Source organism: Fodinibius salsisoli (genome assembly GCF_026229185.1).
In the GTDB taxonomy this organism is placed as follows: domain Bacteria; phylum Bacteroidota; class Rhodothermia; order Balneolales; family Balneolaceae; genus Fodinibius; species Fodinibius salsisoli.
In genome coordinates, this window is record NZ_JAGGJA010000002.1 from 453192 (window position 1) to 479241 (window position 26050).

Consider the following 26050-nt stretch of genomic DNA (forward strand, 5'->3'; position numbering starts at 1 on the left):
TTTTATCAATTTAGTCTAATCCCTACCAATAGTGAATCACGGCCTACAAATATCCTATTTATCTCAGGAAGCCTGGGACTTGTATTTGCCATTTCTGATACGTCACCCTGTTTAAATACTGCATTGTCGGTCCCCTCCTCTAATCTAAATAGGCTAATCACACAAAAGGCGTCGCCCTCCGCTTCGCCGGTGCCATTCCCTTCGGCATCCACGGTAAACACATCAGAATTCGTTGATTCCCACTCCCAACTCCAATCATCGCTGAGGTCATTAAGCGGAATTTGGTCTCCAGATTCTGTCAGCGCGTATCCCGTAAACTTTACCGTCTCTCCTGCTTCTATCGTAGCCTCATCATCGGATCCCTCCAGCAATATGAGTGCATCCGTAATTTGTGGATCCGGCTCTTCGGTACTTGTACTATTATCACATCCTATTAGTATTAAACATGCCAAAGCAACTATGCTCAATGCGTTTCCAAATTGTCTGAAGGAAATTTTTCTATACCTCATAGTGATTAATCCCTATTTTCATTAATCTTTTGGTGAATAGTATTGATACTGCAAGAAATAACTCTTGAATTCTTTCAAAATCTACCACAGACCTTCAGAAGGGACAAATATCAGGGGGTCAACAATGAGTGCACAATGGGGGTTGAACACGTAAACAAGAGGTAAGCAAGGTGGTAAAAGAGGAAAATACCGTGCGTGGAGCTGAAATAAGGTATCGCAGAAAAAATATCGAATTTAGAGCTGATTCTTCTTTATTCGATATTGGAAACTTCTTTCTCCACACTCATCATAAAGTCGGTGAGGTTTTCTTCCGTTTCCATACCCAGCTTCTTACGCAACCGATAGCGTGCTGTTTTTACACTATTAGGCGTTATTCCCAAAAGGGTTGCAATTTCCTTAGTAGTAAGATTCAATTTAACAAGCGCAGAAAGGCGAAGTTCCTTAGAGGTCAAATCTGGATATTGTTCTTTAAGTGTAGCAAAGAACCCGGTATGCACCTCCTCAAAATAGAGCCGAAATTCTTCCCAGTCCTTGTCCAGGTTAAAGCTGTAGTCCACCAGATTTGTGAGTGACTGCAAATCCTGGGTATTCCTCCCATCTCCCTGTTGATTTATTTCACAAATATGCTCCTTCAATTCTTTCATGGCCTCATTTTTCTGTACCAAGTGGAGTGAATGCGTAGTTAACTGCTTATTCTTAAATGCTAAATCCCGTTTAAGTTGCTGTTCCTTAAGACGGGTATTTTCCAGTTCGGTCTTGTTCTTTTTGATCTTCAAGCGCTGACGGTTATAAACCAACAGGGCTATAATCGCAATTAAAAGAAGGCCGGCAATAAAGGCATTGCGTATTAATTGAGCTCTTTCCTGTTTTTCCTGCAACAATGCTATTTCCTGCTCTTTTTGTTCGGTCTCGTAACGCGCCTGCATCTGGGCTATCTGCCGAGACTTTTCCCGACTATAAAGGCTATCCTTTAAAGCTATTATTTTTCTCTGGGCCGATATTGCCTTCTCATATTCATCAGCTCTTCCATAGGCATCGCTCAAAAGCTGTAACGATTCCAGAGCCTCCTCATACATCGTTGATTTCTGAGCTACCTCTAAAGCCTCTGTAGCGTAACGTATAGCTCGGTTGAATTCCCCTAAATCAAAGTAATTGTGTGCAAGCTGATTTCGGATACCAATCAATGTTTGCTGCCACCCTATATCGTTCAGAAGTGGCAGTGTTTGTAATAAATGATCGTTGGCTTTGGGAAGGGCTCCCTGGCTTCGATAAACAGAAGCCATATTTTCAAGGGCCAACGCTTCCAGCATCTTATCAGACATCTCTCGTGCAAGCGTTAACGCTTGGTTGTTAATCTCAATCGCTTGCCGATACGACTGCTTATCATTATATACAGAACTTATATTCATCAGGATCGTTGCTTTGGCATGAGCCCCCGGCAACTGTTCAGAAGCGTCTAAAGCTTTTTCAAAGACCTCCATAGCCTGTTCTGTTTTCCCGGTGGAAGCATAGGCATTACCTAAATTGGTAGCATACTCGGCCATATCGCTTGCATCATTTAACTGCTCGCTGATCTTCAACGCCCGTTCATAAAACCTGATGCTCTCTTCAGGCTGCTTCATATGCTGATTGGTGATGCCGATCCAATTAAGGATAGAGGCGATACGTTGTTTGTCATCGAGTTGCTCTTGCAGGTTCAACGCACTGAAATAGTATTCGAGTGACTTATTATAATTGCTTTGCGATCGGTATAAATATCCAAGATCAACCAACGTCTGTGCTTCTTTTTGTAGGTCCCCCACTTGTTCAAACATTCTTTTGGCCTGTAATAAATTCTTTAATGCCTGCGGGTAATTGTGACTGGTTAATAACCAGCCGAGATTACGGTGACTTTCTGCTATCAGATATTCATCTGCTATTTGATTGGCATCCCCAAGGGCTTCTCGGGCATAAACTAAGGCAGAATCAATATTTGAGCGTCGGAGCTGGCTGCTAAGATCGAGTAATACTTCCACACGATGCTGACCACTGGCATTTAAAAGGAGGGCTTCCAGGCTGTCGGTGGATGGGGCCAACTGTCCATAGCTGTTCCACGGTAAAATGATAAGCATCCAACATATTATGATGGTATAGATATAATCCCTAAACATATGTTTAATTTAAGGATAGAAGATTAAGAATCCAGTACTTAGTTAGAATCTTTTGAAAGATATGAAGCGCAGGTTTAACTGGTTGCATCATAGAATAATAAATTCTTACCAGCGTTCATCAATCAGTTTGTCATCCTCCCTATTTTTTAGAGCAGAAAAAATTAGTAGTTTAGCTTATTATTTAAAAATTAAAAACTTGTTTAATGAATCTGCCATTCCGTTCTGTCTGTAGCTCAATTGCCCTGTTACTTTTCTGTATCCCCCTTGTAGGACAAGCACAAAGCCCGACCGAAAACACGCAAGCACTGACTGATACTATCACCACAAAATTTGCCATAGCAGATAAAATACAAGAGGCTCCCCAGGATCTATATCTCCAGTTCGAACAAAATCCACTGAACCTGTCTCCAGAAAAAAACGAAGAAATCTTAACCCATTTTTCTGAAGCCTATAAAACAAATCTGCTGGTGGATGATTTTAAAACGGCCCTGCAGAAGAAATTAATCGGAGAATTTGTGGATGCCGTTTCCCAGCAGTTGGGAACCCAGGCCTTCCAGAGTGTTACGCAGGCCCAACAAGAGTTTTATACTTTACAGGGTAAACGAAAACGGATCGTCACAAAATATGAGCTGGAAAAGGACCCGCCATCAGCTGGTCGCACCTCTCTGATTCAAACGTTGGTTGATACCACTTCCTTAGCCTCAGAATCCATTGAGTCCTCGATCATTATTTTACGTCCCCTGCTTACTGCACTGATGAAGGAAAGCCAGCAGCGCACCTTTTCTGAAGCTCAACTGGATGCTATCACCAGCAATTTTCGCGCTCAAATGCAGTCACAGGCTTCGGAACAGACCCTGAATGACTTGCTGATTACCTTCTACAATATTGATAACAAAACCCTAAATGAGTACCTCTCATTTATGCAATCACCGTCCGGACAGTGGCTGGACCAAACCATTTCAGCAAGCATCCAGGAGGCTTACCAACAAGCATCCGATCGCTTTTCTGCCTCTGTAAACAGTGACCAATAATTTTTAGTTGTAAACTTACGTCTATGAAAGTCCCCATTCTCTGTTTTTGTTTATCCATTGCGATTTTTTACGGTTGTTCAACCTCCCAACAAGTGGCCCAGCAGCCCACTCCTACCCCAGATCAGCCCGTTGATTCTGTCGACTTTAACGCACTCCAGAAGCCCCCTCAGGCTTGGCACCATCTGGATGAACAGCAGACCCAGTTCCGTGGCATCAGCAGCCAGCGGGCCTATGCCAACCTTCTCAAGGATAAATCACCTCAAAAAGAGATCATCGTAGCCGTTATTGATGGCGGCGTTGATTCGGATCACGAAGACTTGAAAGAAGTCATGTGGGTCAATGAAGATGAAGTGCCGGACAACAATAAAGATGATGACCAAAACGGATATACGGATGATCTCCACGGTTGGAATTTCATTGGTGGACCGGATGGCAAAAGCGTAGATGATGATACCTTTGAACTGACACGTATTTACAGAGAACTCAGTGCTAAGTTCGGTAATGTTGATACTACACAGATTTCGGGATCTGAAGCTGAAGAATACGCATACTACCAGGAAATTAAATCGGATTATACTGAAGAAATCGAAAAGCTGGTTAGCCAATATTCCAACATCCAGTCGCTTGAGCAGAGTATGAACGAGGCTCAACAAGTACTCCAACAACATTTTGGGGATACGACCTATACTCACGATCAGGTACAGAGCCTTCAGCCGACGAACAGGCAGCTGGCTTTTGCCCAGAATGTCATGAGTTATGTCATGGAAAATGATATCGATTCTACGCTTATTGCCGACCAGAAAAAGCAGATTTACGAATTTGCCAAATACGGTTACAACCCTGATTTTAATCCCCGGCATATTGTTGGTGATAACTATGAAGATAAAACGGAACGGTATTACGGCAATAATGATGTGGCGGGTCCCGACGCCAGTCATGGCACCCACGTAGCCGGAATCATTGCGGCGGAACGCAATAATGGTATTGGCATGGATGGGGTTTCTACCAATACCCGAATTATGGCTATCCGCGCCGTTCCGAATGGAGATGAACGTGATAAAGACGTGGCTAATGCCATACGCTATGCCGTGGATAACGGGGCTAATATCATCAATATGAGTTTTGGCAAAGGATATTCTCCACACCAGGATATTGTAAACGAAGCCATTAAGTATGCCGATGACCACGGCGTACTGATGGTGCATGGTGCCGGCAACGAAGCCTCCAATACGGATTCTATTCCCAGCTATCCGACGGACCAATTTAGTTCCGACTCTTCAGCCGAACTCTGGCTTTCCGTGGGAGCAACCTCCTGGAAGCCCAATGAAGAGTTTATTGCCAACTTTAGTAATTATGGCAACCAAACTGTTGACATTTTTGCTCCGGGTGTAGCCATCTATTCAACCATGCCGGATGATAAATATAAACGACAAGACGGCACCAGCATGGCTTCTCCGGTGGTAGCAGGGGTAGCTGCTCTAATTATGACGTATTATCCAAAACTTACGCCACAGCAGGTACGCCAGATCATTATAGATAGCACGGTCAAATATTCTAACCAAATGGTGGACCTTCCAACCTCAGGAAATCCTGACCAGGCAAAACAGATACTGTTTCCAGAGCTCTCAGCTTCGGATGGATTGATCAACGTATACCGAGCGTTGCAGTCTGCTGAAAAAATGAGTCAATAATGTGTTTACCAGCTAAAAGGCACATAATCTCCCTTCAAAGGGAATCAATTTCCCTAAATCCCTCTTCTCCAAGAGGGATTTAATAGGTTTTCAGTTAGCATGCTATACGTACCACTTATTTTCAACAAGGAGTTCCTCCTTGGAGAAGGAGAACAGGAGGATTGATCCTATTTATAAGGACACAACCAGATTCTTATAATAATTATTCAACCGGTATTTATGTGAGGAAATAACTTTTTAGAGCCCATGCCCAAACAAGGACTGTATTTTATAGCAATTCTGCCGCCTGACAAGATTGCAAACCAAGTTCAGGAGGTTAAAAAGGAGTTTGTAAATAAATATGACAGCAAGGAGGCTTATAACAAGCCTCCCCACTTTACGCTCATCGCTCCTTTCAAAGTTCCGGAGAAAGTAGAGGAGGTCATCGTGCCCCAGCTCATCTTTTTTGCTAATGACCAGTCCTCCTTCACCCTGCACCTATCCGGTTTCAACCACTTCCGGGATGATGTAATCTTTATTGATGTTAAGGATCCGTCACCAATGCAAACGCTGCATGGTAAACTCAGCGAATACCTGCTCAATGAGATGGGTTTTAGCAGTAAGACCGTCCGCCCCAACAGCCTGACGCCCCACATGACGGTAGCCTACCGCGACTTGACACCCGCTAACTTCGAGAGGTCATGGCAAGAGTTCAATAATCGCCCCTTTGACTATTCTTTTGAAGTCAACAGCATTTATCTGCTGAAACATGACTATACCCGCTGGCAACCTTTTTATGAGTTTAAGTTTGCCAATTGATCTACAGGGGATTCTAATTAGTGGGCTTAATATACCCAAATATAGTTGGCGCGTCGTCATACCGCCCAAGGATAACAAGCGGTCCCATTTGGGTGGCAACAAGTTCAATCTTCCTGATATCGCCAGCGGCCCAAAACCCACTTTCTGCTGGATTTAAAGGTTTAAACTTACGATCATCCGTTCCTTTTAGAAGAATTCCCTGCCCGGCTATAGGACCGGTTTCTGGCCTTGTTCCATAGTTATTGCCAACACCTATAATATCAGGCCAGCCATCTTCATAAAAATCAGCTACTACCAAATCATAAATGGGTGCTGCTTGCGCCTCAGCTGGCAAAGGCATCGCATTAAATGTTCCATCGCCATTGTTCCAAAATACCGTTGAAGCAAAGGTATCTACCTCCAACTGTACAGCATTTTGCTGCTGTTTGTCGGATAACAGGTCGTCGATAGTCGTTTCCGCATACGAAGCATAGGTCGAAAACTTTTCTTTGAAACCAGGAAGTTGTCGCAATAGAAGATCTCTTGACACTACCGGATACTCTTCCTTCCCTTCCCGGTTGGTAATAATTGGATCTACCGAACCATTGCCATCGAAATCAGCTGCGTAAATGGTAACCGAAGCATCAGTCGTTGGTTGTAATGAAGTATTCAACCCCCGGTTGCCGGCAATGAGATCGGGGTAACCATCACCGTTGAGATCCGCAACCTCAAGTGCATTCCACCAACCTGACGTTTTGCTCATCTGCCAGTCATCGGTAACCTCAGCAAAAGTACCATCTGCTTCTTGCTCAAAAATACGAACCGGCATCCATTCGCCCGCAACGATTAGTTCTGACTGGCTATCCTGGTTGATATCAGCCCAAATCGCATCAGTAACCATTCCCGGATTCACTAAATCGGGAGCGGCATTCTTGGTAACATCCCGAAATTGGCCTCCATCATTTCGCAACAGGTAGCTTCGGGGTGCCATAGGATATCTTCCGGTAAGCACCCGGCCACCGATAAAAAGATCGGTATCGCCATCGCCATCAATGTCCGTAGCAGCAACGGTACTGCCGCTGGTGGACATGGAAGGCAGCGCCTCTTTGCTATAGGCGAAGTTTCCAAACCCGTCATTCAGGTACAACCGATCCTGGTATAACGGTCCATTCGTCAAATCAAAGTTTCCCCCGCTTACCACATACAGATCGGGATTTTCATCTCCGTTAGCATCAAAGAACAGGGCGGATACATCATCAAATTGTTTATGTGATTCAAAAACTGGCACCTCCGCCCTTGCAAAGGTACCATCTGCTTTCTGTAGATAAATGGCCGCGGCTTGCTCCTGTCCCCCGCCTACAAACAGATCCAAAAGGCCATCCTTGTTGACATCTCCCCTCACCAAAGCAGGACCCAAGTTATCCAATGTATGTGGCAACAACGGCGTCATCACTTTATCTCTAAAAAAGCTCCCCTGATGATTTCTGGTTAACCCCACCACATCATTCCTTAGCAAGGCAAATGCTTTTGAGTTATTTTCATCGACCTGCTGTTGCCCTATTTTTTGGGCATCCTGTTTTCGTATTGATATCCTTTGGTTTGCTTTAACGTCCGTTATCTTCTGTGTGGTCTGATCGGGCCAAACAACTTCTATACTTACTTGTTGGTGGCTACCTAATCCAAAATGAAGCAGCGGCTCCACCGACGTCTGGAAGCCCCGGCTCTGAAAAGCCTCTTGGAAAAGTGCTGTGCTGTCATCGAGGGTGACGGCAACCTTTGCTCCAATGCCAAACGGATTTCCCTCTGAACCCTGAAGCTGTACTTTTAGATAATTGCTGCTTTCATTCGACCGCACCCTGTTTTTATAAATAAACGGGGGTTCGTTGATATTATTCACCACCAAGTCAAGAGCTCCATCATTATCTAAATCAACATAAGCTGCCGCCCCTGAAACCGCCTCTCTCTGGAGCCCCCAGCTTTGGGTAACATCCTCAAAAATAAGCGTTCCTTGATTTCGAAAGGCAAAATTGCGCATGGTTACCGGACTCATCTGCTGTACAAGCTCGTATTTCAACTCCGGATCATCCGGCACCTGTTCATCCGGAAACTCTTGCCACAAGATATCATTCAAATAATCCAGATCGGTATAAAACCGAGGAAAACCATTGGTGATAAAGATATCTTTGCGGGTATCATTATCGAAATCGGCCATCAACGCTGCCCAGCTCCAGTCGGTTGCGGCTATGCCGGCCAGTTGTCCAACTTCTGTGAATGTACCGTTTCCATTATTGAGCTGCAGCATATTCCGCATATTCTGATAGTGATAACTATTGGCCACCAACTTATCATAGATATCATAATCCGGCGTTTTAAATACCTGCCGACGCATTCGGTCAGGTGGGAGCATATCCGCGGAAAGAATATCAGGCAAGCCATTGTTATTGATATCAGCGATATCCGACCCCATAGAAAAATAGGAAGTGAGGGTTGTCCGCGCCGTAATTTCATCAACGAAGGTACCATCTCCCTGATTGATATATAAGTAATCGCGCTCAATATAATCATTGGTCACAAAGATATCGGGCCAGCCATCACGATTGATGTCGGAGACCGTAGCACTTAGCCCAAAGCCAATTGGGTTTTGCAGGATGCCCGCCTCTTTACTAACGTCGGTAAAGGTGCCATCTCCATTATTTTGATACAGTCGATCCCCAGCATAGGGATCATGCTCTTCTCGAATGGTTTGGATATCAAAGCCTGCAAAGTATCGTGTATTATAATTAACGATAAACACGTCCAGCAGTCCATCCCGGTTATAGTCAAAGAAAACCGGCTGGGTACAGTAGCCCGCATCGTCGAGCTTAAACGCCGCTGCCTGCTCCACGAATTTTGGACCTCTCTCTTCCCCGGCTTGCAATCCCTGGTTGATGTAAAGCTTATTTCTTCGCTCTTCCGGATCCAATTTACCGGCCTTACACACATATATATCTAATAAATTATCGCTATTGATGTCGACCATTGCTACACCGGCTGACCATCCATTAGAGTCAGCCACGCCGGCAGACTCTGTTATATTCTTAAATTTAAAATCTCCCTGGTTCAGATATAAAGCATTGGAGCCCTGATTAGCCGTAAAATAGACATCAGGCAGTTCATCGTTGTTGATATCCCCTACCGCAACTCCTCCGCCGTTATAGAAAAATTCGGATTCCAGGATATTATTACCTGGCTCTTCGTGGAGTTGGTTCACAAAATTAACAGCCGTAACTTCGGGAGTAAGCTGCTCGAATAATGGTGCCTGATGTAGCTGTTGACAGCTTCCGATGGCAGACAGACATATCGTATATATCACAAATAAAATGATAGCCCGTAAATGAATCGGTAATAGCATAATATTATTTACACCTGCCAAGGTTATATATTATCGTGTTTCTTAGCTTCTTTTTCTAATAATAATGCCATGGCTCCGCTACAGAACCATGGCACATATTTCATTCACTCTTTGATGTTCGGTTTACTATCAATCCTGCTGGTTTACTCCGCGTCCCACCACATGCGGGTCGTGAACTCATCAGGTCCCTGGCGATTGAGCGCCTCGGTGTAGGCCTCAGGGTTCCCACTTGATTCACTGCCGGGATAACGTAACCGCCGGGGTATCGTACCGTTGGTTTGGTTACCGGGATAGTCGACCGGCGTCAATTCCGGATAGCCCGTTCTTCGCCAGTTGGCATAGGTCTCATAGAAATTCAAGAACGTAACCGCCCAGTATTGGCTTCCCAGTATTTCATCCCAGTTACCGGAATCATAGGGATTCTGTGCCAGGTAAGTATCTATCTCTGAAGATGGAACCGCAACCGATTCATCATAAATAGAATACATCTCCATAGCCGCGCGTACCCCTGCTTCGTAATGATCCGCTGCCGTAGCTCCCGTATTCAAGCCCCAACGTTCATTCGCTTCAGCAAGCATAAACTGGACCTCCGCATAGGTTTGGAATACCATGGGCGATTCACGCAATACAAAGACCGGGTTGATCCGGCTGTAATCATCACCGTCATAGCCAGGATCGAATTGTTCAATGGTCGTAGCATCATAACCGTTGGGGAGTCCCTGGGCAGGTCCACCATTGACAACCCAGCTCAGCCGTTCCAGTCGGGGATCGTCATTTGCGTTCATCCAGTCGACAAACGTTTTGCTTAACCGTGGGCTGTCGTCGTTGGTAAAACTACTGCCATCATAGTTAAAAACCTCTCCGATACCATTCCGATTGATTCCTTCCGGACCATCGGTATGCTGGATATAGCTAATGTCGGCATTGCTCTGCATGACACCGCCGGCAATAGCTTTTTGAGCCCATTCTTCGGCCGCTTCCGGGTCTACCTTGGTCATACGCAAGCCTAAGCGCAGCATCATGGAATAAGCATAGCGACGCCACTGTTCGATATCACCGCCATAGATCAAATCCTGGCTTCCAGGATCTGAGGCACTGGATGTCAACATAGCAGCCGATTCCTCCAACTCGCTAAGCATATCCATGTATATTTCCTGCTGCGGATCATAGGATGGAAAGAAGTTGCGCTCGCTAAATCCCTTACCCGCACCAAAATAGGGTACATCTCCGTAAAGGTCGGTGACCCGCTGAAAGGCAACGACCTTCCAGATCCGGGCAATGGCATGGTAGTTTACCCACTGGTCCTGCCCGTCAACGGTGGGATCCGTGATCTCCACCAAGTTGCTCAGATCTTTGATGTAATTGGTATAGGCTCTGGCCCATAAGGCACCGGAATACGAATCAATATATAGATATTTATCTCCGGCCCAGTAGGTAGGCAGCGTAGCGAACTGCTGTATCATCGTGGATTGATAAATAAGCTGGGCTCGCCAGTTCTCAAATCGCTCTCCCGACGTCTGCAGTTGGGTGTAGGATAGGACAAACCCAGGGTCAATATCTTCGGCAACCGTTGGATTTTCATTTAGGTCATGAAGTGCATCCGTATCACAACTGCTTAACGTAAAGGTGAAAGCAACTAATACAACCGTCAAATAATATATACTGTTTTTCATGGTTATACCTTTTCTAAAATTTTATGTTCAGATTCATACCAAAACTCTTGGTCTGCGGTACACCGAACCATTCTAATCCCTGTCCGTTACTGGTATTATAGGTTGACTCGGGGTCGACGTTATCGGTCTGGCTGTAAATCAACCAGAGGTTACGGGCTACCAGCGAGAGGCTGGCCCCACTAATTGGCATGGTTTCAATCAGTCGCTGTGGGAATTGATAGCCCAACGACAATTCACGAAGCTTAATGAAGCTTGCATCCTGAACGAAATATTCGGCAATGCCGGATAATTGACCATAGTAATCCTGAACCGTGGTTAACCCTTCTCCATTGGGATCGCTTGCAGCAATTTCCCAGGTTTGAGGGTTACCATCCGTATCTACACCACTAATTGTTAATCCTTCTTCACGTCCGTTCAACGTTTCTTTATGCATACCGTTGCCGTAGGTAGTGGCATTGGTACCGGTGAAAAGATCGCCACCAAATTTGAAATCAACCAGGAAGCCAAGGTTGAAATTCTTCCAGTAGAAATCATTTTTAACTCCTCCGCTATAGGGATGTACACCGCTGCCCAACACGCGTCGTTTATTGTCAACTACGGGCAATCCATTTTCATCGTACACTTTCTGGCCATTAATACGCTGGTGGGCTGTTCCTACAATCATGCTGTAGCCCCCTTTGAAGAACTCTCCATCAGCATCTTCAAACGGAATGCGATGTTGAGCAAGTGCTGAAGTTCGGGCTTCCTGGACGGTCAGAACTTTGGAATCTTCGAAAAGTTGCTTGACCTCATTATCGTTGTAGGCAAAATTGACGGACATATCCCAATCAAAGTCCATCATTGATATCGGGGCGAACCGGACCATCACTTCGTGGCCTTGATTTATCACTTCACCCACATTCACCGTCGCCGAGCCATAGCCGGATGTTTGTGAAATCGAAGCCTGGATAATATCATCTTCTGTTTTCTTATGATAATAGGCGTAATCGATTCCTACTTTGTTATCAAACAACCGCAGGTCGAAACCTACCTCATATTCTTTGAGTGCGAGAGGAACCAACTGATTATTGGGTACCGACGATTGGGTAATGCGCCCCAAAGCTGCTCCCTGATGTCCCTGTCCTACAATACTGTAGTTCAATGCTAACTGGTAGGGATCAGTACCTCCACCCACTTCAGCCCATGAGGCTCGTAACTTTCCAAAAGTAACAAAGTCGGGCATCTCAAAAGCATCAGAGAAGACGAAGCTGGCTCCAATACTTGGGTATAAAATGCTGTTAGACTCTACCGGCAGGGTCGAGAACCAGTCATTGCGCGCCGTTCCCGTTAAGAATAAGATGTCTTTGTAGGAGACCTCCGCAGACCCAAATAAGGAATTAATCCCGGATTTGCTAATACCTTGACTGAAGCTGGTGTTAGCGGCATTGCTGATGGTATGCAGGAATGGAATATTGAAGTCTGCTCCCCTGGCATTGAGGGTCTCAAAACTGCGTTCCATCTTACTTCCACCGAAGAAACCGTTTACGCCAAAGTCACCGAAATCCTGGTCAAAGCCAACCACATATTCATAGTTGGTTTCGCGAACCCGTTGCTCGATCTCATTCATGGCTCCCAACGCTATGTAGCCAGTACCAAAGGGTTCCAGGTTGGTCCGCCGCGAGGTGTACCAGTCTAATCCCAGTCGTCCCTGTACATAAAGCCAATCCATCAAATCGTATCGCAATTTACCCGATCCCATAATCCGGTCTCGAACATTGGAATTTTCGAATTGATGGGTCGCCCACCAAGGATTTTGGCTAAAGTTATTATTGTTGTACTGAAGTTCAGTACCATCGGTTTCAGCTCCCAATTTATCCGTTGGCCCTTTCAGATCCAGAACATTGATGCTGGGTGGCAAAATAGAAAGGGTATAGTTGGCATTACCCGGCGCATCCGAAAGTCGAGCTCGGTTTTGTACATCTTCGCGCGAATATTGAACGCGTCCATTCACGGTAAGCCGATCGGCCCATTGGCCATCCGTAGCCAGACTCACGGTTTGTCTGTTCATCCCTGAGTTAGGGACAATAGATTCGTTACGAAGGTCTGAAAAAGAGACCCTAAAGGTCTGATTGGATATACCACCTGTCAAAGAAATGGTGTTTGTAGTCGTATATCCGGTACGATAGAATTCATTGTAATTATCTTCATGGGCTACATAGGGACGAAGCTCGCCGTCAAACTGGTATACATCAGAACCATCTAATTGTCCTCCCCAGGCCGTTCCGCCATATTCTCGGGCCTGTTCAACTGTTTCAGGCTTAACGCCATTTGTTCCATGGCCATACTGATTCTGAAAGTCATAGGTATCGACATATCGTTCGGCCGTGGTGTTTGAATTAAATTCTATCCCTATGCCTTGCCCCTCTCCTGAGGTACCAGATTTTGTGGTAATAAGCACCACGCCATTAGAGGCTCGTGAACCATAGAGTGCCGCGGCGGTACCTCCTTTCAACACATTGATAGACTCAATATCATCCGGGTTAATGCTGGTAAGACCATCGCCCCAGTCTGAGCCACCCCACATTCCGGCAGATCCCAGCTGAGAGTTGTCAATCGGAACACCATCAATAACATAAAGCGGCTCGTTGTTACCACTTAATGACGCATTCCCCCGAATAACGACCCGGCTTGATCCACCGACACCGGAGCCAATGTTGCTAACACTAACGCCCGCAACTTTACCCTGAAGGGCATCACCAAAATTCACTTCCCGGGCCTCGGTAAATTCATCACCGCTGACTTCTGTGACGGAATAGCCCAACGCCTTTCTACTCTTCTCAATACCAAAGGCTGTCACTACCACATCATCCAGCTCCTCAATGCGCGATTCTAACTTAACATTGATGGTTGTTCGACCTTGTACGGAAATCTGCTGACTATTGAAACCGGTAAACGAAAATACCAGGATGGCATCTTCCGGAACTGTCAACTCATAATTCCCTTCTTCATCGGTTGATGTTCCCCGTTGGGTACCCTGCACTAAGACAGTTGCCCCTGCAAGAGGTTCACCATCTCCTGCACTTACGATCTGGCCTGTAACCGTAACTTCTTGCGCTACCGCAACATCCGGTATACTAAAAAACACAGCCATCGCGACTAATGCAGTACAGTATAGAATAATCTTGTCTGTAACATTTTTCATTGTTGTGAGGTTTTAAGTGTTTAGGAAGGCGCTGACAAAGTTGACAAGCATGCTAACCGTTGACATACATCTTCCCCTTTTTGTTTACTAACTTTTTACAAAAGATAAAAAGCTTTACAAGAACTTAACACATAAATCCCAACATTCACAAGAAATGAAATGTTAGGATATTCAAATATATTGCCATATTTGAATTACTGTCTTTTATTTCCTGTATGTTATTGATCAGATAATCTTATTTTTTCCTTCCCTTTCTATTTAATTCTTATTTTCATATCTCTTCATTCCAACTGTACGGATAGCTTTCATCATCGACCTTTTGAGCCTCTGTTGTCAAGTGAAGCGGATGGAAGGTATCTATCATCACGGCATACTCGTCGGTAGCCTCTTTGCCAATACTCCCCTCGTATTTCCCGGGGTGCGGCCCGTGTGGTATCCCCCCCGGATGCTGTGTTATGCTGGCCTCCGCTACGCCTTTACGACTCATAAAATCTCCTTCCACATAGTATAGTACTTCATCCGAATCGACATTCGAATGGGCGTATGGAGCCGGTATCGACTTGGGATGGTAGTCAAACTTGCGGGGACAAAATGAGCATACTACATAATTTCGCCCTTCAAACGTCTGATGGACCGGAGGTGGCTGATGAATGCGCCCGGTAATAGGCTCAAAATCTTTAATGTTGAAAATCCAGGGATACAGATAGCCGTCCCATCCAACCACATCGCATGGATGGCGATGATACCAATACGAGGTATATCGTCCCTGCTTTTTAATACGCACTTCAAACTCACCTTCCTCATGGATGAAAACAGGACCCTCAGGACGCCGAATATCACGCTCGCAATAAGGGCTATGCTCTTGGAACTGTCCTTTTTCGGTCAGATAACGGCCGGGGATATCGATAGGTCCGGTTGAATCAACCGTAAGCATCCTATTTTGATCGGTCTCAAAAACAATCTGATAAATGGTGCCGCGTGGGATAAAAATATAATCGCCATAGCCGAACTCAAGCCTACCGAACATGCTTTGCATATAGCCCTCCCCTTCATGGATAAAAAGAAGCTCGTCGTGCTCGCCATTTTTATAGAAATAATCCATGGGTTCAGTTGGGCAAGCAACCCCAATCTGGATATCGTTATTATAGAGCAACACTTTGCGACCCATCACCGGATCGCATCCCTTGTCTACATTTGCTGTACGCAAGTGGTGATGCCGAAGTACACCTTCATCCCACTTTTCTATCGTTATCTCTTCTCCCTGTTCAATTTTAAATGTCTTTGTTGGAGGATTATGATGATAAAGCAACGAAGAACTTCCATGAAACCCTTCAGCTCCAAACAATTGCTCCTGGTAAAGCTTGCCATCAGGGCGTTGAAATTGGGTATGCCTTTTATGTGGAATATTTCCAAGCTTGTGGTAAATCATGGTGACCTCTTTTTTAGTCGTGAGTGATGAGTTATGAGCGCTCAAGACTCACTACTCAAAACTCAGCACTACATTACAAATTGCCTCGTAGTTCTTGCTCACGTTCTATAGCTTCAAACAGAGCCTTGAAGTTTCCTTTACCAAACCCACGCGCACCTTTTCGCTGGATGATCTCAAAAAACAGGGTGGGACGATCTACAACGGGCTTTGTAAATATTTGTAGCAAATATCCTTCATCATCCCGATCTACAAGGATGCCTAACTCTGCCAGTTCATCAATAGGCTCATCAATTGCCCCTACTCTCTCTTCCAGCTCTTCGTAATAGGAAGTAGGCACATGTAAAAATTCCAGGCCTCGGTTTTTAAGCTTCTGTACCGATTCAATAATATCGCCGCTTAGCAAAGCCACATGCTGTACGCCGGGCCCCTCATGAAAATCCAAATATTCTTCTATCTGGGATTTCTTTTTACCCTCCGCCGGCTCATTAATGGGAAATTTAATCATCCCACGTCCGCCGGCCATTACTTTCGACATCAAAGCCGAATATTCGGTGGATATATCCTCATCATCAAAATGTATGTACTGGGTAAAGCCCATCACATCACGATAAAAATCCACCCATTTATCCATTCTGCCTTTTTCTACATTTCCCACACAATGATCTACAAATTCGATCCCTACGGGATCAATTCTCGCGATCGATGTTTGTTTTTCCTCAAAGCCCGGCATAAAAATCCCTTTATAATCTGTACGCTTAATAAATGAGTGAACGGTATCTCCATAAGTCGCAATGGCTGCTTTACGTATAGAGCCATTTTCATCCGTAATATCCCGGGGCTTTTCTATACTTTGAGCCCCACGTTTTATGGTTTCTTGATAAGCTCGATCCACATCCTCAACCTGCAAGGCAATATCACGCACCCCATCCCCATGGCTTGCCACATGCCGGGCTATGGGCGAGTCACTTTTTAATGCTGATGTCAGGATCAACCGAACATTTCCCTGTTCAAGGTAATAGGAAACATGATCACGGATGCCCGTTTCAAGTCCACTAAAGGCTTTGAGCTTAAACCCAAAAATAGTTTGATAAAAATGAGAAGCCTGTTTGGCGTTGCCTACATATAGTTCAATGTAGTCAACATCTAAGAGACCAAGATGATCATCAAAGTTTTCCTCTACAGCACGTTCGAGTGTGGTATGATTGCCCGCATTACTTACCATAATTTCTCCCCTTTGGATTATCTCTTTTGGTAGCAATATAACACCTCTTAACTGACTTTTACAACATTAGTAGATGCTTATCGTTTTCTGATACAAATGTTCTTGTATAATTTCGCATTCATATATATGTTGTTTTAAATAGCATTTCATTAAATCCTGAACCTATGGAAGACTCAACCAAGCGTGAAGCTTTTCAGGAACGGATAGATAAAGGGGAAACTATTGAGCCCAAAGATTTTATGCCCGATCGGTATCGCCAGCAGCTTATCCGGATGATGTCTCAGCATGCCCACTCTGAAATTGTGGGAATGTTACCCGAAGGCAACTGGATTACCCGGGCACCTTCGCTTCGCCGGAAACTGATTTTACTTTCCAAAGTACAGGATGAAGCCGGCCACGGCCTGTATTTATATAGCGCCACCGAAACGCTGGGAGCCAGCCGGCAAGAAGTCATTGATGACCTGCTGAACGGACGGGCCAAATACTCCAGCATCTTCAATTATCCTACCCTCTCATGGGCGGATGTGGCAGTTATTGGATGGCTCGTTGACGGAGCTGCCATCATCAATCAGACGATGTTAGCACGTAGCTCTTATGGACCTTATGCCCGTGCGATGGTCCGGATCTGCAAAGAAGAAAGTTTCCACAAAAAACAGGGGTATGAGATGGTCGCTAAAATGGCTGAGGGGACGCCGGAACAACAAGAAATGATCCAGGATGCCGTCAATCGCTGGTGGTGGCCTACGCTCATGATGTTTGGTCCCCATGATGATGACTCGCCCAATAGCGCCGAACTGATCAAATGGGGGGTCAAATCAAAAACGAATGATGAGCTGCGACAAAGCTTTGTTGATCGACATGTGCAAGAGGCGCATACCGTTGGATTGGAAATCCCCGACCCCGACCTAGAATATAATGAGGAAACCGGTCACTGGAATTTTGGTGAAATCGATTGGGATGAATTTTGGAAGGTTGTTAAAGGCAATGGCCCCATGAACCGGGAGCGGCTAAACGCCCGACGAAAAGCCCATGAGGAGGGAGAATGGGTTCGTGAGGCAGCGGAAGAATATGCCCGAAAACGGAAATTGAGACAAGAAAAAGTTTCATGATTTTGTTATTAGTTAATGGTTATTTGTAACAAATGCCCATGAATAACTATTAACAAATAACTATTAATTTTAGCTGTGGCTTAAGCATCAGATCTTAGAACCACCTTAAACTATGAGCAAAGACGAGAATCTAAAATCTAACAACGACGACACCCAGTGGCCACTATGGGAGGTTTTCACCCAACCCAGGGAGGGCAAACCTCATGAACACGCCGGGAGCCTGCATGCCCCCGATGCGGAAATGGCCCTCGAGAATGCCCGTGATGTCTATGCCCGACGAAAAGAAGCTGTCAATATTTGGGTGGTTCCCAGCGAACAGATTGTTGCATCCAAGGGAGAAGACGCCGGACCCTTTTTCGACCCCGCTGATGATAAACCGTACCGGCACCCACAGTTTTATAGTGTACCACGAGCTACAAAACGACGATCATGAGTACAGCTGCTGATTCTATAACAACTCAGGAAGCTCGATATGAATATCTTCTCCGCCTGGCAGATGATCGCCTGATTTTGGGTCATCGCCTTTCTGAATGGTGCGGGCATGGACCCATCCTGGAAGAAGACATTGCTCTCGCTAATATGGCCCTTGATTATATTGGTCATGCCGCTTCGCTCTATGAGTATGCCGCTGAAATTGAAGGGAAAGAACGTCACCGTGATGACCTGGTCTATTTTCGAAATGATGTTGAATTTAAAAACCTAAAGCTTGTAGAATTACCCAGGGGCGATTTCGGCTTTACGATGGCTCGACAGTTTTTGTTCTCCGCCTTCAGCTATTTTCTGTATGAACAGCTTTGTGAAGTAGAAGACGAACAACTGGGCGGGATGGCGCAAAAGCACTGGAAAGAAATAAAATACCACCTCCGTCACAGCCGGGAATGGGTGCTGAGGCTCGGCGATGGCACAAAAGAAAGCCATCGCCGTATCCAGGATGCTTTCAATGAAATATGGACCTACACCGGAGAGATGTTTTATCAAGATTTGGTTGATGAGTTGTTACAGGATGAAAAACTTGCCACCGATTTAAACAATTTTAAAGCTGACTGGGAAGAGCTGGTAACGAGTACCCTGGAAGAAGCTACCCTGGAAGTTCCTGATTTTGACCAGTTTATGGCCGAGGGGAGCCGAAAAGGACTACACACCGAGCATTTGGGTCACCTGCTGGCTGAAATGCAGCACCTTCGCCGCTCATATCCGGACGCTGACTGGCAATAGAATTGCCTTTAAAGGTACTACAAGCGCCGGGGCAATCGTTTAACAAACAGTATGCCAACGACTAAAACGACATATCGCAAGGAAGATATCTGGAACCTGCTTTCAGAGGTCATGGATCCAGAGATACCTGTTCTCAGTATTATAGATTTGGGAATCGCTCGTGATGTTACAATCACCGATGCAAACAAGGTACTTATTCGAATTACTCCAACCTACTCGGGCTGCCCGGCAATGAAAGCCATTGAGGATGACATTTCTAATAAGCTGCGGCTCAATGGAATACAACATTTTGATATTAAAAAGGATTTCTCGGAGACCTGGACCACCGACTGGATACCTGAAGAAGCCAAACAGAAACTCAAGGAATATGGTATTGCTCCTCCAGGAAAGACTGACAGTAGTGACGATTTTCTTTCATCACTAAGAACTTCTGGACGGTCTGTCCCCTGCCCTTATTGCGACTCTAACAATACTAAAATACAGAGCAAATTTGGCTCTACCGCTTGCAAAGCACAGTACTATTGCCAAAGTTGTGATGAACCTTTTGAACATTTTAAATGTATTTAAATATGCAGAAAATCATACTTTCATCAGTTGGAGTATTTATTTTGCTTTCTCTCTCAGCTAATGTCCACGCTCAGTTCAGAGATGGCCGAACGACGGCCAAAAGTGATACTATATCAAACTTGAACGTACCTGTTGAATACCTTCTCAATCCTTCTTTAGAGTCACTTAGTGCTGTAGAAAACTTTTCTTTAGGTCTATCTGGCCCCCAGCCTATTCAGATGGGCAACGTCACTAAATTTCTGCTCAAAGGAGGCGTTAGTCTACTTCGCGGTAAATCTGAGAACATCCCGTTATATTCGTTTGAAAATGCCTGGAAATATCCCGGACCCACGGTGGAATATCCTGAAACGATGAGTGAATACGAAGGCTTCCTACAACGATATGACCAATACAACCCTGACTCTCAGTAGCTATCCAACTTAGGAATGATATGTGATGAGTGAAAAATTTATTAACTGTCATCTTGAAGATGCTGTTTTACATATAGAGCTAAACCGGCCGGATAAACTCAATAGCTTTATAGAGCCGATGGCTAAGCAGCTCCAGGAAGAATTTGATGAAGCTGCGAGCAATAATAACGTTCGCTGTGTGCTTTTAACTGGAAATGGAAAGGCATTTTGCGCCGGACAAGACCTGCCTGAAGTGGTCGATAAAGGCGACGACTATGAATTAGGGAATACCGTTAGATCCAGTTATAATCCAATTATCAAAGCTATCCGTAATCTTGAAAAGCCGGTAGTCTGTGCTGTCAACGGTACTGCAGCCGGGGCTGGAGCAAACCTCGCTTTTGCCTGTGATATTGTGCTTGCTTCCAGGGAAGCTTTTTTTATTCAGTCATTCAGTAAAATTGGCCTCATTCCTGATAGTGGCGGCACCTTTCTGCTGCCTAGGTTGGTAGGGTTACAACGGGCAAACGCCCTATACCTACTGGATGAGAAAGTTACAGCGGAAAAAGCGGAAGAAATTGGATTGATCTATAAGGCCGTCGATCCGGAAGATCTACTGGATAAAGCACATGATATATGCCAAAAATTGTCGAGTATGCCAACCAAGGGATTTGGACTGTATAAAAAAGCCATCAACCAGTCTCTTACTAATAATTTAGAAGAACAATTAGAGCTAGAGGCTGAGCTGCAAACAGAAGCAGGAGATACGCATGATTACCAAGAAGGCGTGCAGGCCTTTTTAGAGAAACGAAAACCAACCTTTGAAGGAAGATAGCTTCAGTACCCAAGACGTTCAATATACTCATCAAACGGCGTATTCGACATGCCATTGGCCAGTCGCTTATCAGCGGTATAAAATGTGGTCTCGTAGTCAATTGCTATAGATAAGTAAGCAGCATCATAAAGCGTAATCGGAAATTCCGTAGCCAGCCGAAAAGCAAATTTGGCAATCTGTTTATAAGGAATTAATCTGTACGGCATTTGACGAAACACTTTTCTTTTTTCAAAGGCATCGGGGATATCCAGCTCTTTCATCCGGACTTTTTTTGTCAAAATGGCATCAATTTCCATCAAAAAAATATCTGGTGCATAAAAGGAGGTTAATTTTTCCAGCAATTGTAGCGCCTCATCGGTGCCCTCTTCCCAGATAAACCATTTAATGGCCACGGATGCATCAATAACCAGATTATTCACCGCTCTCTATCCTCTCTGATGTCTTTGGTGCTGTCAGAAAATTTTCGGCCTTCAGCTTTATATTTTCTGATGGATTCCCGAGCCATGGCTCTCACCTTTTCGATATCAGGACCAGCATGCATTTCGAGCAGCTCTTTGAGTTCTTCTTGCAGCGAACGATTATTAGCAGCGGCCTTCTTTTTCAGCTTATCGAGGGTTTCCTCGTCGATATTTCTTACTAATACATTCTTATTTGGCATAAATATATTATTTACTTGGTGATATCATCATGATATCACTTTTTGTTCTATTTCTCAAACCGTATCTCAAGTCGCTGGATAGGTTGGTTTTGAGTTTTAAACTATTATCTTGCAAATAAGAAGAGAAGTATAATCAAACAATATATCCATATGGGTACGAACGTCATTGGTGTTGTTGGGGCCGGAACCATGGGACAGGGGATTGCCCAAATCGCATCCACCTTTCATCACGATGTTCTGCTTTACGATGCTTATCCGGACAAGCTGGGTAAAGCTAAACACAGCCTTCGAAAAATTCTGCAGCGCCAGGTGGAAAAGGAGCGGATGAGTCAGCAGGAAGTGAATGCCATTATAGAACGCATTCATTTTGCGGAAGATCTAACTGGTTTTGGTAACTGTCAATTAGTCGTCGAAGCCGTAGTTGAAAACCTGGACATCAAACAAGATGTTTTTAAACGATTAGAAGGCATTGTGCCTCGCGATTGTATTTTGGCAACTAACACCTCTTCCCTGTCGATTGCATCCATCTCATCTGCGCTTAAAAAACCCAACCGATGTTTGGGCATCCATTTTTTTAACCCAGCTCCCATAATGCCGCTGGTAGAAATCATCCCGGGTATTGCCACTGCTGAAGAAACGACCACAACCGCTCGTACCTTAATTGATGACTGGAATAAAACTACGGTATTGGCAAAAGATACGCCCGGCTTCATTGTGAACCGCGTTGCACGGCCCTTTTACAGCGAAGCTATTCGACAGCTGGAAGAAGGCGTAGCAGATGTACCTACAATCGACTGGGCTATGAAAGAAATAGGCGGTTTCCGGATGGGCCCCTTTGAACTAATGGATTTTATCGGTCATGATATCAACTATAAAGTGACTGAAACCGTATTTGAAGAATTCTTTTATGATCCTCGCTTCAAGCCATCCTTTACACAAAAGCGGATGGTAGAGGCTGGCTTTCTGGGTAAAAAATCGGGCAAAGGATTCTACAATTATGGAGAAGAAGTTCAAAACCCGGAACCGACCAAAGATGAAGAACTTGGCAAATCTATCGTGGATCGCATCTTGGCAATGCTTATCAATGAAGCAGCCGATGCCGTCTTCATGAATATAGCTACCATTGAAGACGTGGACCTGGCCATGACCAAAGGGGTTAATTATCCCAAAGGGCTGTTGGAGTGGGCCGATGATATTGGATTGGAGAAGGTATTCGATCGCATAACCGCCTTGCAGATGGAATATGGCGAGGACCGGTATCGTCCCAACCCACTATTGAAACGCATGGTCCGGAATAATGGAACATTTTATTAACCAATTGAATACAGGATTCAGGACTCAGAATTCCTTAACGCGGCTCCTGTATTCTGAATTCTGACCACTGAATTCTGAATTCGAAATTCTGAGTTCCTATGAATGATAGGACGTTAGCCCAAAAGGTGATAAAAAAAATGATGGCCACGGATGCTTTCAGCCAGTGGTTGGGCATTGAAGTGGTAGATACGGCCCCGGGATATGTAAAGCTTCAGATGAATGTTCGAGATGACATGGTCAACGGATTCAGCGTCTCGCATGGTGGAATCGCTTTCTCGTTGGCCGACAGTGCACTGGCTTTCGCTTCCAACAGCTATGGCCGTGTGGCACTGGCCCTGGAAAATAATATCTCGTTTGTAAAAAAAGTACAACCCGGCGATACCCTTACTGCCACAACGGAGGAACTAAGTCTTGGAAACCGTATTGCAGTTTATAATGTTTCAGTTATTAACGAGCTGGAGGAATCGGTAGCTATATTTCGGGGCACGGTTTACAGGACCCGGGAAAAGCATTTTAATAACAAATAGTAATTAGTCATGAGTAGTGAGTTATTAAGTGAGATCAATTTCGCAACAAGTTTAGATACACTACTCAGTACTCAAAACTCAATACTAACATATGTCTGAAGCCTATATCATTGACGCTATTCGAACACCCATCGGCAAATACCGGGGAGCGCTCTCTCCCATTCGCGCGGATGACCTGGCCGCTCTCCCTATAAAGGAACTCCTGGATCGAAATCCTGAAATTGATCACAAACGTATAGAAGACGTCATCTTGGGATGTGCAAACCAAGCCGGTGAGGATAATCGAAATGTAGCCCGAATGGCGGCCCTGCTGGCAGGTCTGTCTACTTCCGTGCCGGGCGAAACGGTAAACCGGCTTTGTGCCTCTGGGATGAGCAGTACCGTCATGGCGTATAAATCAATCAAGGTTGGTGAAGGAGATCTATTTATTACCGGCGGCATGGAACATATGACCCGCGGCCCCATGGTGCTTGGCAAAGGCGCTTCTCCTTACTCCGGAAACACCGAGATGCATGATACTACTTTTGGATGGCGATTTGTCAATCCCAAAATGGATGAACAATACGGAAGTGAAGCAATGGGACAAACGGCCGAAAATATTGTTGAAATGTATGGCATCAGCCGCAAGGATCAAGACCAGTTTGCGGCCTGGTCGCAACAGAAAGCGGCCCGGGCGACCCAAAGCGGACGAATGGCCAAAGAAATTATGCCGGTCGAAATTCCACAGCGTAAGGGTGATCCGATAGTATTTGATAAGGATGAGTTTATTCGTCCGGACACTACCGTGGAAGTTTTGAGCAAGTTACCTGCCGTCTTTCGAGATGGAGGCACCGTAACACCCGGTAACGCCAGTGGGATCAATGACGGGGCCTGCGCCATGCTGATAGCAGGAGAAACAGCAATGGCTGACTTTGACTTGAACCCGATGGCCCGCATTGTAGCTTCAGCCGTGGTGGGCGTAGAACCTAGAATTATGGGTATGGGTCCGGTTGACGCGACGCGAAAAATATTGAAGCGAGCTGGACTTTCTCTGGAAGATATCGGCATTATTGAGCTTAATGAAGCTTTTGCTGCCCAGAGCCTTGCTGTTCTGCGGGAACTGGGCGTTGAGGATCAAGATCCCCGCGTTAACCCACATGGAGGGGCTATTGCCTTGGGGCATCCTCTGGGGATGTCCGGGGCGCGACTACTGCAAACCGCTGCTATTGAACTGCACGAACAAAATCAACAATATGCCCTCTGCACGCTCTGTGTGGGCGTTGGGCAGGGCATGGCAGTGATTCTGGAAAAGGCTTAGTTATTTGTTAATGGGTTATTAAGTTATTAGGTAATCAAGTTATTAAGTTAAAAAAGAATTTTGCATAAGCTTTCGGAATTACAATCATGGAAATCGGGAAGGAAGTTACGAAGGTTGATCTCGGAATTGGTAAAAAGTTTACCTGGTGATGAAAAGTTCAGATTAAAAGATCAGATCATACGCTCCTCAAGATCTGTTCCAGCGAACATTGCCGAAGGATTTGGACGTTATCATTACCAGGAGAATATTCAATTCTGCAGAACAGCAAGAGGTTCTCTATATGAAACCCAGGAACATTTGATTTGTGCATTAGATGAAGGTTTCATAAATGAAGACCAATTTAATAACGTTAATGAGCAACTGCTTTTATGCCTGAAAATATTAAACGGATATATTGCTTACCTGAAAAAGTCAAAAAATGATTCCAAAAATAAATAACACAGTAACTTAATAACTCAATTTCTTAGTAACTTAAATGATATACGAATTTGACGGATACAAACCGGTGGTTCATGAAAGTGCCTTTGTGCATCCACAGGCAGCGGTCACAGGGAATGTAATCATCGGCCGTGATGTGTACATAGCCCCTGGTGCGGCTATTCGCGGAGACTGGGGTAAAATCGTGATCAACGATGGCTGTAATGTACAAGAGAATTGCACCATTCATATGTTTCCCGGAGTTACCGTGGTACTCGAAGAAAGTGCCCATATCGGACATGGCGCTATAATCCACGGTGCGCATATCGGGCGAAACTGCCTGGTAGGGATGAATTCTGTGATCATGGATCGCGTAGAGCTGGGGACAGAATCTATTGTGGGGGCACAATCTTTTTTAAAAGAAGGCATGACGATTCCCGAACGTAAACTGGTTATTGGAAATCCGGCAAAAATCGTCAAGGATGTGAGTGACGAGATGATCCGATGGAAAACGAAAGGCACCGAACTGTATCAACAGCTGCCGGCACAGTTGCATGAGACGCTCAGGGAATGCGAGCCACTCCGAGAAGAACCCGAAGACCGGCCAAGTCAATCGTTGAACTATAAAACATGGGGAAAGGCTAAGAACTCAGAATCCTGAATTCAGAATT

23 protein-coding genes are annotated in these 26050 nt (G+C 45.0%); 14 read left to right on the forward strand and 9 right to left on the reverse strand.

Features of this window, described 5'->3' with window-relative positions; translation table 11 throughout:
* Window positions 1–5: 5 nt before the first annotated feature.
* Entirely contained in the window at window positions 6–452 is a 447-nt protein-coding gene (locus J6I44_RS04660; RefSeq protein WP_265764826.1) for an Ig-like domain-containing protein, read from the reverse strand.
* Window positions 453–760: 308 nt separating this feature from the next.
* Window positions 761–2620, reverse strand: a complete 1860-nt coding sequence (locus J6I44_RS04665) for a tetratricopeptide repeat protein (RefSeq protein WP_265764827.1) — start codon at window positions 2618–2620, stop codon at window positions 761–763.
* 242 nt (window positions 2621–2862) lie between these two features.
* On the opposite strand from J6I44_RS04665, the gene J6I44_RS04670 reads away from it, so the two are divergent.
* The 3 genes from J6I44_RS04670 to J6I44_RS04680 all read left to right on the forward strand — a co-directional run bounded on the left by J6I44_RS04670 (window position 2863) and on the right by J6I44_RS04680 (window position 6179).
* On the forward strand, window positions 2863–3690 hold the full coding sequence (locus J6I44_RS04670; RefSeq protein WP_265764828.1) for a hypothetical protein: 828 nt from the start codon (window positions 2863–2865) through the stop codon (window positions 3688–3690).
* A 23-nt stretch (window positions 3691–3713) separates the two neighbouring features.
* On the forward strand, window positions 3714–5381 hold the full coding sequence (locus tag J6I44_RS04675) for a S8 family peptidase (protein ID WP_265764829.1): 1668 nt from the start codon (window positions 3714–3716) through the stop codon (window positions 5379–5381).
* A gap of 246 nt (window positions 5382–5627) precedes the next feature.
* Window positions 5628–6179, forward strand: coding sequence for a 2'-5' RNA ligase family protein (locus J6I44_RS04680; protein WP_265764830.1), 552 nt, complete (start codon window positions 5628–5630; stop codon window positions 6177–6179).
* A gap of 13 nt (window positions 6180–6192) precedes the next feature.
* On the opposite strand, the gene J6I44_RS04685 is transcribed toward J6I44_RS04680, so the two are convergent.
* The 5 genes from J6I44_RS04685 to hppD all read right to left on the reverse strand — a co-directional run bounded on the left by J6I44_RS04685 (window position 6193) and on the right by hppD (window position 17054).
* Complete coding sequence (locus J6I44_RS04685) at window positions 6193–9549, reverse strand: VCBS repeat-containing protein (RefSeq protein ID WP_265764831.1); 3357 nt, start codon at window positions 9547–9549, stop codon at window positions 6193–6195.
* Between the two features lie 143 nt (window positions 9550–9692).
* Entirely contained in the window at window positions 9693–11222 is a 1530-nt protein-coding gene (locus J6I44_RS04690) for a SusD/RagB family nutrient-binding outer membrane lipoprotein (protein ID WP_265764832.1), read from the reverse strand.
* Window positions 11223–11235: 13 nt separating this feature from the next.
* Window positions 11236–14403: a SusC/RagA family TonB-linked outer membrane protein gene (locus tag J6I44_RS04695; protein WP_265764833.1), complete on the reverse strand. Its 3168-nt coding sequence runs from the start codon at window positions 14401–14403 to the stop codon at window positions 11236–11238.
* Window positions 14404–14674: 271 nt separating this feature from the next.
* On the reverse strand, window positions 14675–15832 hold the full coding sequence (locus tag J6I44_RS04700) for a homogentisate 1,2-dioxygenase (protein ID WP_265764834.1): 1158 nt from the start codon (window positions 15830–15832) through the stop codon (window positions 14675–14677).
* A 73-nt stretch (window positions 15833–15905) separates the two neighbouring features.
* Window positions 15906–17054: a 4-hydroxyphenylpyruvate dioxygenase gene (gene hppD, locus J6I44_RS04705; protein WP_265764835.1), complete on the reverse strand. Its 1149-nt coding sequence runs from the start codon at window positions 17052–17054 to the stop codon at window positions 15906–15908.
* Between the two features lie 164 nt (window positions 17055–17218).
* Between hppD and paaA the strand changes: the two genes are divergently transcribed.
* From paaA to J6I44_RS04735, 6 genes are all read left to right on the forward strand, one after another.
* On the forward strand, window positions 17219–18163 hold the full coding sequence (paaA, locus tag J6I44_RS04710; RefSeq protein WP_265764836.1) for a 1,2-phenylacetyl-CoA epoxidase subunit PaaA: 945 nt from the start codon (window positions 17219–17221) through the stop codon (window positions 18161–18163).
* A gap of 112 nt (window positions 18164–18275) precedes the next feature.
* The gene (paaB, locus tag J6I44_RS04715) at window positions 18276–18596 is read left to right on the forward strand and encodes a 1,2-phenylacetyl-CoA epoxidase subunit PaaB (RefSeq protein WP_265764837.1); all 321 of its coding nucleotides are present in this window, start codon (window positions 18276–18278) and stop codon (window positions 18594–18596) included.
* A complete protein-coding gene (paaC, locus tag J6I44_RS04720; protein ID WP_265764838.1) occupies window positions 18593–19378 on the forward strand; it encodes a 1,2-phenylacetyl-CoA epoxidase subunit PaaC in 786 nt (261 codons plus the stop codon). The genes paaB and paaC overlap by 4 nt, the downstream gene beginning before the upstream one ends.
* Before the next feature lie 51 nt (window positions 19379–19429).
* Window positions 19430–19945 carry a 1,2-phenylacetyl-CoA epoxidase subunit PaaD gene (gene paaD / locus J6I44_RS04725; protein ID WP_265764839.1) on the forward strand — a complete coding sequence of 172 codons (516 nt, stop codon included), beginning with the start codon at window positions 19430–19432 and terminating at the stop codon, window positions 19943–19945.
* A gap of 2 nt (window positions 19946–19947) precedes the next feature.
* Window positions 19948–20355: a hypothetical protein gene (locus tag J6I44_RS04730; protein ID WP_265764840.1), complete on the forward strand. Its 408-nt coding sequence runs from the start codon at window positions 19948–19950 to the stop codon at window positions 20353–20355.
* Window positions 20356–20380: 25 nt separating this feature from the next.
* A complete protein-coding gene (locus J6I44_RS04735; protein WP_265764841.1) occupies window positions 20381–21166 on the forward strand; it encodes an enoyl-CoA hydratase-related protein in 786 nt (261 codons plus the stop codon).
* 2 nt (window positions 21167–21168) lie between these two features.
* Here the strand turns inward: J6I44_RS04735 and J6I44_RS04740 are convergent, their stop codons facing one another.
* A complete protein-coding gene (locus tag J6I44_RS04740) occupies window positions 21169–21585 on the reverse strand; it encodes a type II toxin-antitoxin system VapC family toxin (RefSeq protein ID WP_265764842.1) in 417 nt (138 codons plus the stop codon).
* Window positions 21582–21824 (reverse strand): FitA-like ribbon-helix-helix domain-containing protein, encoded by a 243-nt coding sequence (locus J6I44_RS04745; protein WP_265764843.1) that lies wholly within the window; start codon window positions 21822–21824, stop codon window positions 21582–21584. Before J6I44_RS04745 ends, J6I44_RS04740 begins: the two co-directional genes overlap by 4 nt.
* Window positions 21825–21974: 150 nt before the next feature.
* On the opposite strand from J6I44_RS04745, the gene J6I44_RS04750 reads away from it, so the two are divergent.
* The 5 genes from J6I44_RS04750 (at window position 21975) to J6I44_RS04770 (ending at window position 26040) form a co-directional block, all read left to right on the forward strand.
* Entirely contained in the window at window positions 21975–23138 is a 1164-nt protein-coding gene (locus J6I44_RS04750; RefSeq protein WP_265764844.1) for a 3-hydroxyacyl-CoA dehydrogenase NAD-binding domain-containing protein, read from the forward strand.
* Between the two features lie 98 nt (window positions 23139–23236).
* Window positions 23237–23665, forward strand: a complete 429-nt coding sequence (locus J6I44_RS04755) for a hotdog fold thioesterase (protein ID WP_265764845.1) — start codon at window positions 23237–23239, stop codon at window positions 23663–23665.
* 91 nt (window positions 23666–23756) lie between these two features.
* Window positions 23757–24962 carry a 3-oxoadipyl-CoA thiolase gene (gene pcaF, locus J6I44_RS04760; RefSeq protein WP_265764846.1) on the forward strand — a complete coding sequence of 402 codons (1206 nt, stop codon included), beginning with the start codon at window positions 23757–23759 and terminating at the stop codon, window positions 24960–24962.
* Window positions 24963–25022: 60 nt separating this feature from the next.
* Window positions 25023–25400: a four helix bundle protein gene (locus J6I44_RS04765; protein ID WP_265764847.1), complete on the forward strand. Its 378-nt coding sequence runs from the start codon at window positions 25023–25025 to the stop codon at window positions 25398–25400.
* Window positions 25401–25437: 37 nt separating this feature from the next.
* A complete protein-coding gene (locus J6I44_RS04770; protein ID WP_265764848.1) occupies window positions 25438–26040 on the forward strand; it encodes an acyltransferase in 603 nt (200 codons plus the stop codon).
* Window positions 26041–26050 lie beyond the last annotated feature (10 nt).

Coding starts and splice junctions, on each gene's coding strand:
- J6I44_RS04665 (WP_265764827.1), bottom strand. CDS start 2,620: ATGCTTATCATTTTACCGTGGAACAGCTATGGACAGTTGGCCCCATCC.
- J6I44_RS04670 (WP_265764828.1), top strand. CDS start 2,863: ATGAATCTGCCATTCCGTTCTGTCTGTAGCTCAATTGCCCTGTTACTT.
- J6I44_RS04675 (WP_265764829.1), top strand. CDS start 3,714: ATGAAAGTCCCCATTCTCTGTTTTTGTTTATCCATTGCGATTTTTTAC.
- J6I44_RS04680 (WP_265764830.1), top strand. CDS start 5,628: ATGCCCAAACAAGGACTGTATTTTATAGCAATTCTGCCGCCTGACAAG.
- J6I44_RS04685 (WP_265764831.1), bottom strand. CDS start 9,549: ATGCTATTACCGATTCATTTACGGGCTATCATTTTATTTGTGATATAT.
- J6I44_RS04690 (WP_265764832.1), bottom strand. CDS start 11,222: ATGAAAAACAGTATATATTATTTGACGGTTGTATTAGTTGCTTTCACC.
- J6I44_RS04695 (WP_265764833.1), bottom strand. CDS start 14,403: ATGAAAAATGTTACAGACAAGATTATTCTATACTGTACTGCATTAGTC.
- J6I44_RS04700 (WP_265764834.1), bottom strand. CDS start 15,832: ATGATTTACCACAAGCTTGGAAATATTCCACATAAAAGGCATACCCAA.
- hppD (WP_265764835.1), bottom strand. CDS start 17,054: ATGGTAAGTAATGCGGGCAATCATACCACACTCGAACGTGCTGTAGAG.
- paaA (WP_265764836.1), top strand. CDS start 17,219: ATGGAAGACTCAACCAAGCGTGAAGCTTTTCAGGAACGGATAGATAAA.
- paaB (WP_265764837.1), top strand. CDS start 18,276: ATGAGCAAAGACGAGAATCTAAAATCTAACAACGACGACACCCAGTGG.
- paaC (WP_265764838.1), top strand. CDS start 18,593: ATGAGTACAGCTGCTGATTCTATAACAACTCAGGAAGCTCGATATGAA.
- paaD (WP_265764839.1), top strand. CDS start 19,430: ATGCCAACGACTAAAACGACATATCGCAAGGAAGATATCTGGAACCTG.
- J6I44_RS04730 (WP_265764840.1), top strand. CDS start 19,948: ATGCAGAAAATCATACTTTCATCAGTTGGAGTATTTATTTTGCTTTCT.
- J6I44_RS04735 (WP_265764841.1), top strand. CDS start 20,381: ATGAGTGAAAAATTTATTAACTGTCATCTTGAAGATGCTGTTTTACAT.
- J6I44_RS04745 (WP_265764843.1), bottom strand. CDS start 21,824: ATGCCAAATAAGAATGTATTAGTAAGAAATATCGACGAGGAAACCCTC.
- J6I44_RS04750 (WP_265764844.1), top strand. CDS start 21,975: ATGGGTACGAACGTCATTGGTGTTGTTGGGGCCGGAACCATGGGACAG.
- J6I44_RS04755 (WP_265764845.1), top strand. CDS start 23,237: ATGAATGATAGGACGTTAGCCCAAAAGGTGATAAAAAAAATGATGGCC.
- pcaF (WP_265764846.1), top strand. CDS start 23,757: ATGTCTGAAGCCTATATCATTGACGCTATTCGAACACCCATCGGCAAA.
- J6I44_RS04770 (WP_265764848.1), top strand. CDS start 25,438: ATGATATACGAATTTGACGGATACAAACCGGTGGTTCATGAAAGTGCC.